The following is a 12,599-nucleotide window of genomic DNA, read 5'->3' on the forward strand; positions in this document are numbered from 1 at the left end:
CCCTTCCCGAGCTAGTAGTGAGCTGTCGAGGGAGATACGCGTGGGGGAGGCCCGGGGTTGCAGCCACCGAGAACCTTTTTAACGCAGAAGAGCCCGGAAGTTTCCTTCCGGGCTCTTCTGCGATGTGTTGGTCGAGCTTGTCGAGACCTCAGTGCGAGGGCCGCAGGCTCTCGTCGGCGACGTCGTGACGACCGTCGAACTGGTGACCGTCGGCGGCGTGGCCCTCGAGGGGAGCGTCGTGCTCGTGCTCGAGCTCGGCGTGGTGGTGACCCTCCTCGAGCTCCTCGACCGTCGGCTTCTGCACGTTGGTGGCGAACCAGGCCTGGGAGGCCTTGGCGCGCAGACCGTCGAGCTTCAGCTTCTTGGCCGGCACGCCGTTGGCGTCCGGACCGCTGATCCCGGCGTACACCTCGTCACGCTCGCGCGCGGTCAGGGTGTAGGCGTGGTCGGGGGACAGCGGCAGGTGCTTCTCGCTGTAGCCACCGACGGCGTCGCGCATGATGACGCCGCTCTCGTAGCCGTGCAGCAGCATGTCGTTGTCGTGACGCTGCAGCGAGATGCACCAACGCTTGGTCAGGATGAACACGAGCGGCGGGATCACGAAGATCGCACCCCGCATGAAGTACGTGATCGTGTTCAGGTCCAGGTGGAACTGCGTCGCCAGGATGTCGTTGCCGCCGGCGGCCCAGAGCAGGCCGTAGACGGAGATCATCGCGGCCAGGAACGCGGTCCGGGTCGGAGCGTTGCGCGGACGCTGGAGCAGGTGGTGCTCCCGCTTGTCGCCGGTGACCCACTGCTCGATGAACGGGTAGGCCAGCACCACCATCAGCAGTGCGATCGGCGCCACCTGACCGGGCAGGAAGATGTTCCAGCTCAGCGTGATGCCGAAGATGTGCGTCTCCCAGCCCGGCATGATGCGGAGCAGGCCCTCGGCGATACCCATGTACCAGTCGGGCTGCGAGCCTGCGGTCACCTCGGACGGGTTGTACGGACCGAAGCGCCACACCGGGTTGATCGTCATCAGACCACCCATCAGGGCGACCGTGCCGAAGACGATGAAGAAGAAGCCACCGGCCTTCGCGGCGTACACCGGCATCATCGGGTAGCCGACGACGTTCTCCTCGGTCCGGCCGGGGCCAGGCCACTGGGTGTGCTTGTGGTAGACGAGCAGCAGCATGTGCGCCGCGATCAGCGCCAGCAGCAGGCCCGGGATCAGCAGCACGTGCGCGATGTAGAGCCGCGGGATGATCACGTCACCGGGGAACTCGCCGCCGAACATGAAGAACGACATGTACGAGCCGAGGACCGGGGTGGCCTTCACCAGACCGTCCGCGATGCGCAGACCGGTACCGGAGAGCAGGTCGTCCGGCAGCGAGTAGCCGGCGAAGCCCTCGAGGATGCCGAGCAGGATCAGGACCCCGCCGATCACCCAGTTGAGCTCACGCGGCTTGCGGAACGCGCCGGTGAGGAAGACGCGCATCATGTGCACGAGCATCGCGGCGATGAAGAGCATGGCTGCCCAGTGGTGCATCTGCCGCATCAGCAGGCCGGCGCGGACGTCGAAGCTGATGTGCAGCGTCGACTCGTAGGCCTCCGACATCGGGATGCCGCGCAGCTGGTCGTAGGAGCCGTTGTAGACGACCTCGCCCATGCTCGGCTTGAACCACAGCGTCAGGAAGACGCCGGTCAGCAGCAGGATGACGAAGCTCCACAGCGCGATCTCGCCGAGCATGAAGGACCAGTGGTCCGGGAAGACCTTGCGGATCTGCTTCTTGGTCGCGGTCGCGATGCCGAGACGCTCGTCGGCCCAGGTGGCGACGGCGGCGGCCGGGTTCGGCTTGGCCGCGGCGGCCGGGGTGGTGCCGTTGGTGTTTGCAGCGGTACTCATCAGATCACCCACGTTCCCAGTAGCTCGGGCCGACCGGCTCATGGAAATCGCTGGTCGCAATCAGGTAGCCCTCTTCGTCCACGGCGAGCGGCAGCTGCGGGAGGTGCCGGCCGGCCGGGCCGAAGACAACCTTGCCGGCGTCGGCCAGGTCGAAGGTGGACTGGTGGCAGGGGCAGAGCAGGTGGTGCGTCTGCTGCTCCCACAGGGAGATCGGGCAGCCCACGTGGGTGCAGATCTTCGAGAAGCAGAGGATGCCCTCGACGCCCCAGTTGGCGCTGCGCTTGTTGCGCAGGTCGTCGGGGTTCATCCGGACCAGGATGACCGCGGCCTTGGCCTTCGCCTGGAGCAGCGCGGTGCCCTCGTACTCGGCCTCCTGGTCACCCTCGGGGAAGAACACGGCGGGCTCGGCGTTGACGAGCTGGCCGACCTCCATGTCCGAGGGCTTGATCCGGGCGCCGTCGACGTCCTGGACGACCTGCATGCCCTTCTTCCAGACGGTGTGCGCGAGCTTGTCGCCGGGCAGCGGGCCGAGGTCGCGCAGCGCGACGATGGCCGGCAGGCCCAGGAAGCCCATCGCACCGAGCAGCGAGTTGCGGACCAGCGGACGACGGCCGATGCCGGAGTCCTCGATGCCGGTCATCAGCGACGCCACAGCCTCGGCGCGGTCCTCCTCGGAGGAGGCGGCCGGGTGCCGGTACTCGACGATCTCGTGGTCGCTCATCAACTTGCGCGACCACTGGATCGCACCGATGCCGATGCACATCAGCGCGGCGCCGAGGCAGGCGCCCAGGCCGACCGTGGAGGCGCCCAGGCCGAGGAACACGGTCGGGTCGTCACCGATGTTCAGGGTGAAGTAGGCGACGCAGAAGAGCACCGCGAACACCGAGGAGAGGCCGAACAGGGTGGCCACCTGGCGCTCGGCGCGCTTGGCAGCGGCCTCGTCGACGTCGGTCGGGCGCGGCAGGTGCTCGGGGAGACCGGGATTGGCGATCGGCTCCTCGATCACTGCCGGGGTGTGGTCGTCGTGGGCGCTCACGCAGCGTTCCCCTTCTTTTTGATCCGGGCGGTCTGGGAGGTGATCCAGATACCGGCGCCGACGAGGCCCCCGATACCCACCAGCCAGGCGAACATGCCCTCGGACACCGGGCCGATGCCGCCGAGCGAGAACCCGCCGTAGTCGGGGGAGTCCTCGTTCTTCTTCAGGTAGGCGACGATCTCGCGCTTGTCCTTCATGGACAGCACGCCGTCGGAGAAGACCGGCATCTGCTGCGGGCCGGTCAGCATGGCCTCGATGAGGTGCTTGGCCGAGACGCCGGTCAGCGGGGGAGCCTGCTTGCCCTTGGGCAGGGCGCCGCCCTTGCCGGCGAAGTTGTGGCACGCGGTGCAGTTGGTGCGGAAGAACTCGCCGCCCTGCACCATCTCCTCGTTGCTCAGGTCCGAGGTGTCGGTCTCAGCCTTGGTCGGGATCGCCGGGCCGGGGCCGAGCGAGGCGACGTACGCCGCGAGGGCCGCGACCTCGTCGTCGTTGAAGACGGGACGCTTGCGGGCGGCCTGCGAGCCCGGCTGGGCCATCGGCATCCGGCCGGTGCCGACCTGGAAGTCGACCGCAGCGGCACCGACACCGATCAGCGACGGACCGTAGTTGCCGCCCTTCTCGGTGAGGATGCCCTCGGCGTTCAGGCCGTGGCACGACGAGCAGCTGACCGCGAACAGGGCGCGGCCCTTCGCGATGGTGGCCGCGTCGTCCGTCGAGTTGTCGGCGTTCGCCGGAGCCAGCGCGGCGTAGAGGCCTCCACTGGCCAGCAGGCCGACGATCAGCACCGCGGGTGCGGCGAATCGGCTGCGGCGACGGGCCGAGAGCCGAGCTGAGATCTTGCGCGTGAGCAGTCGCACAACAGGTCCTATCGGTTCAGGCTTACTTGATGAGGTAGATGGTCGCGAAGAGGCCGATCCAGACCACGTCGACGAAGTGCCAGTAGTACGACACGACGATCGCGGTGACTGCCTGCTCGTGGGTGAAGCGGCGCGCGACGAAGGTGCGACCCAGGACGAAGAGGAAGGCGATGAGACCGCCGGTCACGTGCAGACCGTGGAAGCCGGTGGTCAGGTAGAACATCGTTCCGTACGCCGACGAGGGGATGGTGATGCCCTCGTGGACCAGCTTGGTGTACTCGAAGGCCTGACCGCCGATGAAGACCGCGCCCATGATGTAGGTGAGCACGAACCACTCGCGCAGGCCCCAGAGACGGGCGTTCAGCACGCTGCCCTTGCGCCCGACCTGGCCGCGCTCCGCGGCGAAGACGCCGAGCTGGCAGGTGACCGAGGAGAGGACCAGGATCGTGGTGTTCACCGAGGCGAACGGAATGTTCAGGCTCTCGGTGGTCTGGTGCCACAGGTCCGGGCTGACCGACCGGATGGTGAAGTAGCTCGCGAACAGGGCCGCGAAGAACATCAGCTCGCTCGAGAGCCAGATGATCGTTCCGACGGAGACCATGCTCGGACGGTCGTGGTGCCCGTGCAGACGGGACGCTGGGATCACAGATGCTGTCGCCACGCGGTCATTATGTCGTGAGCCGAGCGCAGTGCCACCCCGACCCCCTGTTTTGCGGACGTGTTTCGCGGAGGGTTACGGCAGGGGGTGGTGTGACTCACGAGAAACACCGGCCTTCTACCCTGTTCTGGTGCTGAACCCCCTGCTCCAGACCCTCCCCGCCCTGGTTGTGCCGGCCTCGGACGCGACGCCCGATCTGCCCCGATTCACCGTCGGGACGATCTTCACCCAGTGGGGGATCGACCCGATCCTGTTCGTGGTGACCGTCTGGGTCGCGGGGCTCTACCTGGTCGGGGTCTGGATGCTGCGCCACCGCGGGGACGCCTGGCCGGTGGGTCGGACGCTGGCCTTCGTCGTGGGCGGCATGGGCTCGTTCTACTTCGCCACCCAGTCCGGGCTGAGCGCCTACGACACCACGTTGCTCAGCGCGCACATGGTCCAGCACATGATCCTGTCGATGGTGGTCCCGCTGTTCCTGGCGCTCGGGGCCCCGGTCACGCTGGCCCTGCGCACGCTGCCGAGCAGCCCGCGCGGGGTCCTGATGGCGCTGCTGCACTCCCGGCTCGCGAAGGTGCTCACCTTCGCCCCGCTGACGCTGGCCCTCTACATCGCCAGCCCCTGGGCGCTGTACTTCTCCGGCTGGTACTCCGCCTCGTTGCACCACACCTTCGTGCACGAGCTGATGCACGTGCACCTGGTGCTCGTCGGGTCGCTGTTCTTCTGGCCGCTGATGGGCATCGACCCGCTGCCCGGTCGGCTGCAGTACCCGTTCCGGCTGCTGATGATCTTCCTGACCCTGCCGTTCCACGCGTTCCTGGGCGTCACGATCATGAGCCAGTCCAAGCTCATCGGCGGCGACTGGTACCCGAACCTGCACCGGACGATGTCCTGGCTCCCGGACCCACTCGACGACCAGCACGTGGCCGGCGGCATCCTCTGGAGCTCGGGCGACCTGATCGGCCTGCTGTTCTTCGCGGTGCTCTTCGTGCAGTGGGTGCGGGCCTCGATGCAGGAGGCCAAGCGCGAGGACCGGCGCCTCGACCGTCTCGAGCGCCAGCAGCGCACCGCCCCCGGTGGGTGAGCCGGTCTTCTTGCTGGTTGAGCCGTGCTTCTTGCTGGTTGAGCTTGTCGAAACCTGGTGACCTACCGCACAGGGGTCCTAGTAGCATCAACGCCGTGACTGCCACCACCGCTCCGCTCCGCGTTCTCGTCTACAGCGACGACTCCGACGTGCGCCAGCAGGTCATCCTCGCGCTCGGTCGCCGGGTGCACCCTGACCTGCCCGAGCTCGAGTTCGTCGAGGTCGCGACGGAGCCGGTCGTCTGGCAGCAGCTCGACTCCGGGGCGATCGACCTGGCGATCCTCGACGGCGAGGCGACCCCGGCCGGTGGCATGGGCATCGCGCGCCAACTCAAGGACGAGGTCTACCAGTCGCCGCCGGTACTGGTGCTGACCGGCCGTCCCGACGACCGCTGGCTGGCGACGTGGTCGCGCGCCGAGGCTGCCGTGTCGCACCCGCTGGACCCGATCGAGCTCGCCGAGGCGGTCACCCGCCTGCTGCGCTCGCGGGTCCCTGCCCAGGCCTGACCCGTGGCCGGCCACACCTGGCCCGACGTGCTCACCACGCTGGTGCGTCGTGAGGACCTGAGCGCCGACCAGACCGCTTGGGCGATGGGCGAGGTCCTCCTGGGCAACGCCACGCCGGTGCAGATCGCCGGATTCGCGGTCGCGCTGCGCTCCAAGGGCGAGACCGTCGAGGAGATGCAGGGCCTCGTCGACGCCATGTACTCCCACGCCACGCCGCTCTCGGTGCCCGGGCGCACGCTCGACGTCGTCGGTACCGGGGGCGACCGCTCCTTCTCGGTCAACATCTCGACGATGGCCGCGATCGTGGCGGCCGGCGCCGGGGTGACCGTGGTCAAGCACGGCAACCGCTCGGCGTCGAGCAAGGCCGGCAGCGCCGACGTGCTCGAGCTGCTCGGTATCCGGCTGGACCTGCCCGCAGACGACGTGCGCCGTGTCGCCGAGGAAGCGGGTATCACCTTCTGCTTCGCGGCTGCGTTCCACCCGGCCCTGCGTCACGCCGCGGTGGCCCGCAGCGAGCTCGGCATCGGCACCACCTTCAACTTCCTCGGCCCGATCGCGAACCCGGCCAAACCCGCGGCGCAGGCGATCGGGTGCGCCGACGTCCGGATGGCGCCGGTGATGGCCGGTGTCTTCGCGCGACGCGGCGTGGACGCCTGGGTCTTCCGCGGCGACGACGGGCTCGACGAGCTGACCACGACGACCACCTCGAAGGTCTGGCAGGTCAGCGGTGGCGAGGTCGTCGAGTCGACCCTCGACCCGACGAGGCTGGGCATCCCGGGCGGGACGGCTGAGGGGCTGCGTGGTCAGGACGCCGAGTACAACGCCGACGTTGTACGCCGGCTGCTGGCCGGCGAACGGGGGCCGGTGCGTGACGCCGTCGTGCTCAACGCGGGCGCCGCTCTCGCTGTGCACGCGGCCGACGACGGGACGCTGGAGGACCGGGTGGCGGTCGGCATCTCCCGAGCGAACGAGGCCCTGGACTCCGGGTCGGCACAGGCGGTGCTCGACCGCTGGGTCGCCGCTGCCGCCGGCTGAGCGTCAGTCGGTTCCGACAGCCGGCGTCACCGGTGCCTGCTGGCCGAGGCGACGCAGGCTGACCGCGAGCAGCACCACCAGCAGCACGGCGTCGATGACCAGGACGCGTTCGATGAGTCCGGTCACCGACGAGCTGCTCGAGCCCACGGCGACGAGTGCGACCAACCCTGCCCAGAGGACTGCCACCGACAGGCGGGTCGGCCGCGCCAGCACGCTGTAGACCAGGAGCTGCACCAGCGAGATCACGGTGCCGAGCAGGGCGAAGGCCCAGAGCCGTCCGCTGACGGCGTCGTACTGGTCACCCCCGACGAACACCAGCGCCAGGTCCGGGAGCAGTTTCACGCCGAGCGTGGCGACGAGACCGATGACGCTGATGATCAGGAGGCTGACGAGGAGAGCTGCCCGCGGTGCCTCATCGGCTCCGATGTCGGGAAACGCCAGCACCACCACGAACTGCGGCAGGAAGGCCACCGCCTTCACCAGGATCAGACCGGCCGCGTAGAGGCCCGCCTCCTTGGGTTCGAGCGTGTTGCGCGCGATCACGATGTCGAGGCTGGAGAGGGCGAGGAAGGCGAGCAGCGCCTGAGAGTTGTAGACGGTCTCGCTCCACAGCGCACGCGCCGTGTGGTCGCCGGTGGGTGGTTGGCCGTGCGGGCGGTCACGCAGGGCCCACCACCCGACGAGTACCGGCGCAAAGACTGAGATGGTGACCGCGAGGAACGCCACGCTCTCGTCCGGACGCCACGCGAGGAGTGCTACGCCGATGATCAGGCGGGGCACCCCGGCCGCGACGTAGAGGGCGGCGAGCGGGACCCAGCGGCGTTCCCCCTGGAGGACCCCGGCCTGCGCCCCCATCACCGTCAGGGGCACCACGGCGACCGCCAGCATGATCGCGGTCGGGAGGCTGTGCAGCTTGAGCACGGCGTTGACGCCTGGGGAGAGCGCCAGGAAGAAGGCGCCGAGGCCGAGCGCCGTGCGCAGCCCGACCTTCAGGATGATGTCCTCCACCAGGGCGGCGTCGTCGGGCTCCCGGGCTATCCGACGTGCGGCGGTGGCCTGGAGCGCCAGCGAGAGCACCGCAGCCACCAGCGTCACGTTGAGCAGGGCGGTCAGGGCGCCGAACGGGTCGGGGCCGAGGTCGTGCGCTGCGAGGATCGTGAACGCGTAGATCGCGATGTTCATCACGCCCAGCGCGAGCGTGATCGCGGCACCCCCTCGCAGGCGGTCGCGCGTCGACGCCGATCCGCTTCCCGCCTCCACGTGGCCAACCCTAGGGGCAGGTGGGCGTCGCGGCGGGTCTAAAGCGCCAGCTCGTACGAGCCGTCGTCGCGGGGCGAGAAGCCCAGTCGTTGGTAGTAGGCGCCGACCATCGTCGGTGAGGTGACGACCGTGCTGATGCCGCGTCCGGCCAGGACGCCGCTGCTGCGCCAGACGAACCGGCCGGGGGAGAAGTCGCGGTAGCGCGGAGTGACGTAGTCGAGCAGCACCCGTGCCGTCGTGCCCTCGACCCGCAGCAGCACGATACCGACGGTCTCGTCCCCCCGCTGCACGACGAAGGCCAGGTGATCGGTGCCCGCGCCGTCCCAGACGAGGTCCGGTTGGAAGGCGAGGATGTCGTCCTCGTGCACCCGCAGCACGTGCCGGAGGTACTCGTCCTGCCCACCGACCTCGAGCACCGCGTAGGACGCCTCGTCGTCACGGGTCCGGACGAGGTGGCGGATGTGCCAGATGTTGATCAGGCACAGGGCGATGTTCATCGCCACCATCGGCCAGATGCCGAGGGCCGCGTTGAAGCCGATCAGGACGACGCAGGCGGCGAGGTTGAGTACCCGGAACCGGAGGACCCGCGCCTGCATCACCGAGTAGATGAGCAGCGCGGAGCCGAGCCAGCCGACGGCGTCGAGCCAGGACATGGTCAGTCCGGCTCGCGAGGCGTCTGGGTCTCCTCGGACGCGGAGGCGGCGACCATCGCGGTGGCGACCGCGACGGTACGGGCGGCATCGGCGATGGACACCGTCCGAACGTCCTCGCCGAGGACCGCGTCGCGGAAGGCCTCGAGCTCGACCAGAAGCGGCTCCCGCTTCTCGAACGCGTACCGGGTCACATCACCTTGGACCACGCCCTGGAACCGGGCGATGGAGTCCCAGCGGACCGGCTCGACGCCGTTCGCGAAGAACGTCAGGTCGGCGGTGATGGTGTCCGCGACCAGCGTCCCGCGCTCGCCGGTGACGACGGTGACGCGCTCCTTGAGCGGAGACAGCCAGTTGACGAGGTGGTTCACGACGATGCCGTCCTCGAGCGTTCCGACGGCGGCGACGAGGTCCTCGTGCTCGCGACCCGACCGGTTCGCCGTACGGGCGGAGAGGTTCACGTAGGCGCGCTTGGTGACCCAGCTGGTCAGATCGATGTCGTGGGTGGCGAGGTCGAGCACGACGCCGACGTCGGCGATCCGCGACGGGAACGGCCCCTGCCGCCGGGTGGCGACCTGGTAGACGGTCCCGATCTCACCCTGCTTCAGGCGCTTCTTCAGCTCCTGGAGCGCCGGGTTGTAGCGCTCGATGTGTCCGACGCAGCCGACCAGACCAGCGGAGTCGAAGGCCTCCGCGATCCGCAACGAGGTCGGCACGTCCGGGGCGATCGGCTTCTCGATCAGAGTGTGCACGCCGGCGGACGCGAGCTTGAGCGCCACCTCCTCGTGCGCCGCGGTCGGCACCGACACGACCGCAAGGTCGATGCCGGCGGCGATGAGCGCGTCCACGTCGGGCACGAACGCGAACCCGGGGGCGTGCACCGTCGGCGGGTCGGGCTCCGCGATGGCGACCAGCTCGACGCCGGCCATCTGCTGGAGCACCCGGGCGTGGTTGCGGCCCATCTGGCCGTAGCCGACGAGGCCGGCGCGCAGATCAGCCACGAGAGCCTCCGAGGGAGTTGCAGGTCGCGATGACCCGGTCGACCTCGGCGTCGGTCAGGCCCGGACGGATCGGCAGGGAAAGGACCTCAGCGGCGGCGCGGTCGGTCTCGGGGAGCAGCACCGGATCACCGTACGACGGCAGCCGGTGCGTCGGGGTCGGGTAGTAGACCGCGGCGTCGATGTTCGCGGCCGCGAGAACCTCGAGCAGGCGGTCGCGCTCGCTCGAACGCACCGTGTACTGGTGGTAGACGGGCTCGACCCCCTCGGCGACCGGGGGAGCGACGACCGTGGTGAGGCCGGCGTCGTACGCGGCGGCGATCTCGCGCCGACGGGCGTTCCACGCGGGCAGCCGGGTGAGCTGGATCCGCCCGATCGCTGCGGCGACCTCCGTCATCCGGTTGTTCAGACCGGCAACCTCGTTCTCGTAGCGCCGCTCCATGCCCTGGTTGCGCAGCAACCGGACCCGGCGGGCCACCTCGGGATCGCGGCAGACGACCATGCCGCCCTCGCCGGTGGTCATGTTCTTGGTGGCGTAGAAGCTGAAGGCGGCCACGTCGCCGAGCGACCCGACCGGGCGGCCGTCCAGGAGTGCTCCGTGCGACTGGCAGGCGTCCTCGACGACGACCAGTCCGTGGTTCTCGGCGACGGTGTTCAGTGCGGTCATGTCCGCCGGGTGCCCGTACAGGTGGACCGGCATGACCGCGCGCGTCCGCGGGGTGATCGCCTTCTCGACGCTCACCGGGTCCAGGCCGAACGACGCGGGGTCGATGTCGGCGAACACCGGGGTCGCCCCGGCCATCACGACGGAGTTGGCGGATGCCGCGAACGTGAACGACGGCACGATCACCTCGTCACCCGGTCCGATCCCCGCTGCGATCAGTCCCAGGTGCAGGGCGCTGGTGCCGGAGTTGACGGCGATGCACTCCGCGCCGGCGACGAGAGCCTCGGAGAACTCGGACTCGAACGCGGCGACCTGCTCGCCCTGGACGAGCTTGCCCGAGGTCAGCACCCCCAGGGCCGCCTCGCGCTCCTCCTCGCCCAGCTCGACCACGACCGCTGCGATGCGTGCGTCAGTCATCAGAGGTCAGCTCCATCTTTCCGTCGGTCAACGTGTAGGTCTCGCCGGTCACCGGGCACGTCCATCGGCCGTCCGTGCCCTCGGTGAGTGGTCGGCCTGCGCGGCCCACCCAGCGTAGGAAGCGAGCCGGGGTGCCGACGACCAGGGCGTGGTCGGGCACGTCCTCGGTGACGGTCGCGCCGGCGCCCACCATGGCCCAGCGACCGATCGTCACCGGGGCGACGCAGACCGCCCGGGCGCCGATCGAGGCGCCTTCGCGGATCGTCACGCCGACAGCTTCCCAGTCGGAAGCGGTGGCGGCTTCGCCCGTGGGGGTCACGGCGCGCGGGAAGTGGTCGTTGGTCAGCACCACGGCGGGGCCGATGAACACTCCCGACTCCACCACAGCCGGTTCGTAGACCAGAGCCAGGTTCTGGATCTTCACCCGGTCACCGATGCGTACGCCGGCGCCGACGTAGGCGCCACGACCGATGATGCACCCGGTGCCGAGGACTGCTCCCTCGCGCACCTGGGCCAGGCCCCACACCTTGGTGCCCTCGCCGATCGAGGCGTCGGGGGAGACCAAGGCGTCTGCATCGACGTACGGAGAGCTCACTGGTTGCCCTCCTGGATGTCGAGCATCAAGGCTGAGATGAGGAAATGCAGCCCCGTGAGTATCGGAGCGACAGCAAGGAGGACGGTACCGGGACTCGCGACCGGTTCGCCGAGCGTGTTGATGATGACGAACACGCCGACCGCCAGGCCGAAGAGGACGCAGCCGATCCCGGCGAACAGCAGGAGCGCGACGGCCGAGAACGACTGCAGGACGTACTTCCACCAGATCCGGTGCCAGAACCCCCGGAACAGAGCGCGCAGCAAACGGGGAGCAACCTTGTGAAGTCTCATCCCGGAGACCTCGTCGCCGTACACCGCCGGGATCGGTACGTCGCGAGCGCGGACCCTGAGGATGTTCAGGTTGATCAGCAGGTCGTTCTCGAACTCGTAGCGGCGGGCGATCCGGTCCAGGGGAAGCCGCTCGAGGGCGGTCCGATGGATGGCGGTGTACCCGTTCTGCGGATCGAACAGGTTCCAGTAGCCCGAGGCAGCCTTGGTGAGGAACGAAAGGGCGATGTTGCCGACGATCCGGTGGCGCGGCATCCCTTCGAACGAGGTGGCGTCGTAGAACCGGTTCGCCTTGGTGAACCCGGCTGCCCCGTCGACGATCGGGTCGAGCAGCGCCGGAAGGAACGCCGGGTCCATCTGAGCATCGCCGGCCATCACCACGGAGATGTCGGCGCCGAGTTCCAACGCGCGGCGATGACCGGCCAGGATCGCGCCCCCGACGCCCTGGTTCTGGTCCAGGCGGTGCACCTCGACGCGGACGTCGCCGACCGCAGCAGCGTTTTCCGCCGTGTTGTCCGAGCTCGCGTCGTCGATGACCAGGATGTGATCGACGAGTTCGGGCGTCGTCTGGATGACCCGGGCAATCAGTCGTTCCTCGTTGTGCGCGGGGACGACCACGGCGATGCGGTTGTTCCTGTACACGACGACGCGTCTCCTCGGTCGGTTT

At 69.0% G+C, this 12,599-nt stretch carries 13 protein-coding genes; 3 read left to right on the forward strand and 10 right to left on the reverse strand.

All coding sequences use genetic code 11. The features are described 5' to 3' along the window. Positions 1-148 precede the first annotated feature (148 nt). The 4 genes from qcrB to ctaE are packed head-to-tail and all read right to left on the reverse strand — an operon-like array spanning position 149 to position 4,442. The gene (qcrB, locus tag EFL95_RS08415; RefSeq protein ID WP_123234870.1) at positions 149-1,888 is read right to left on the reverse strand and encodes a cytochrome bc1 complex cytochrome b subunit; all 1,740 of its coding nucleotides are present in this window, start codon (positions 1,886-1,888) and stop codon (positions 149-151) included. Between the two features lie 4 nt (positions 1,889-1,892). After that, complete coding sequence (qcrA, locus tag EFL95_RS08420) at positions 1,893-2,924, reverse strand: cytochrome bc1 complex Rieske iron-sulfur subunit (protein WP_123233557.1); 1,032 nt, start codon at positions 2,922-2,924, stop codon at positions 1,893-1,895. Next, on the reverse strand, positions 2,921-3,781 hold the full coding sequence (qcrC, locus tag EFL95_RS08425) for a cytochrome bc1 complex diheme cytochrome c subunit (protein WP_123233558.1): 861 nt from the start codon (positions 3,779-3,781) through the stop codon (positions 2,921-2,923). Before qcrC ends, qcrA begins: the two co-directional genes overlap by 4 nt. 22 nt (positions 3,782-3,803) lie before the next feature. Next, positions 3,804-4,442: an aa3-type cytochrome oxidase subunit III gene (gene ctaE, locus EFL95_RS08430; protein ID WP_123233559.1), complete on the reverse strand. Its 639-nt coding sequence runs from the start codon at positions 4,440-4,442 to the stop codon at positions 3,804-3,806. Between the two features lie 127 nt (positions 4,443-4,569). Here ctaE and EFL95_RS08435 point away from each other — a divergent pair, with 127 nt between their 5' ends. The 3 genes from EFL95_RS08435 (at position 4,570) to trpD (ending at position 7,061) form a co-directional block, all read left to right on the forward strand. Next, positions 4,570-5,520, forward strand: coding sequence for a cytochrome c oxidase assembly protein (locus EFL95_RS08435; RefSeq protein WP_246004859.1), 951 nt, complete (start codon positions 4,570-4,572; stop codon positions 5,518-5,520). Positions 5,521-5,615: 95 nt separating this feature from the next. Next, positions 5,616-6,026, forward strand: a complete 411-nt coding sequence (locus EFL95_RS08440; protein WP_183407094.1) for an Rv3143 family two-component system response regulator — start codon at positions 5,616-5,618, stop codon at positions 6,024-6,026. Positions 6,027-6,029: 3 nt separating this feature from the next. Then, complete coding sequence (trpD, locus tag EFL95_RS08445; RefSeq protein WP_123233560.1) at positions 6,030-7,061, forward strand: anthranilate phosphoribosyltransferase; 1,032 nt, start codon at positions 6,030-6,032, stop codon at positions 7,059-7,061. A 3-nt stretch (positions 7,062-7,064) separates the two neighbouring features. Here trpD and EFL95_RS08450 read toward each other — a convergent pair whose 3' ends face one another. Genes EFL95_RS08450 through EFL95_RS08475 form a run of 6 tightly spaced genes read right to left on the reverse strand, consistent with a single transcriptional unit; the run spans position 7,065 to position 12,574 of the window. Further along, positions 7,065-8,321 (reverse strand): lipopolysaccharide biosynthesis protein, encoded by a 1,257-nt coding sequence (locus tag EFL95_RS08450; RefSeq protein WP_246004860.1) that lies wholly within the window; start codon positions 8,319-8,321, stop codon positions 7,065-7,067. 38 nt (positions 8,322-8,359) lie between these two features. Beyond that, a complete protein-coding gene (locus EFL95_RS08455) occupies positions 8,360-8,974 on the reverse strand; it encodes a hypothetical protein (RefSeq protein WP_123233561.1) in 615 nt (204 codons plus the stop codon). 2 nt (positions 8,975-8,976) lie between these two features. Continuing rightward, positions 8,977-9,972, reverse strand: a complete 996-nt coding sequence (locus EFL95_RS08460; protein WP_123233562.1) for a Gfo/Idh/MocA family protein — start codon at positions 9,970-9,972, stop codon at positions 8,977-8,979. Next, positions 9,965-11,050: a DegT/DnrJ/EryC1/StrS family aminotransferase gene (locus tag EFL95_RS08465; RefSeq protein WP_123233563.1), complete on the reverse strand. Its 1,086-nt coding sequence runs from the start codon at positions 11,048-11,050 to the stop codon at positions 9,965-9,967. The genes EFL95_RS08460 and EFL95_RS08465 overlap by 8 nt, the downstream gene beginning before the upstream one ends. Beyond that, on the reverse strand, positions 11,043-11,645 hold the full coding sequence (locus EFL95_RS08470; RefSeq protein WP_123233564.1) for an acyltransferase: 603 nt from the start codon (positions 11,643-11,645) through the stop codon (positions 11,043-11,045). The genes EFL95_RS08465 and EFL95_RS08470 overlap by 8 nt, the downstream gene beginning before the upstream one ends. Next, complete coding sequence (locus EFL95_RS08475) at positions 11,642-12,574, reverse strand: glycosyltransferase family 2 protein (protein ID WP_183407095.1); 933 nt, start codon at positions 12,572-12,574, stop codon at positions 11,642-11,644. Before EFL95_RS08475 ends, EFL95_RS08470 begins: the two co-directional genes overlap by 4 nt. Between the last annotated feature and the right edge of the window lie 25 nt (positions 12,575-12,599).

Origin of the sequence: Nocardioides marmorisolisilvae, assembly GCF_003725775.1 — a bacterium.
Lineage (GTDB): Bacteria > Actinomycetota > Actinomycetes > Propionibacteriales > Nocardioidaceae > Marmoricola > Marmoricola marmorisolisilvae.

What these genes read in the sequence shown, in the direction of transcription:
- qcrB (WP_123234870.1), bottom strand. Translation starts at nt 1,888, where the DNA reads ATGAGTACCGCTGCAAACACCAACGGCACCACCCCGGCCGCCGCGGCC.
- EFL95_RS08455 (WP_123233561.1), bottom strand. Translation starts at nt 8,974, where the DNA reads ATGTCCTGGCTCGACGCCGTCGGCTGGCTCGGCTCCGCGCTGCTCATC.
- EFL95_RS08465 (WP_123233563.1), bottom strand. Translation starts at nt 11,050, where the DNA reads ATGACTGACGCACGCATCGCAGCGGTCGTGGTCGAGCTGGGCGAGGAG.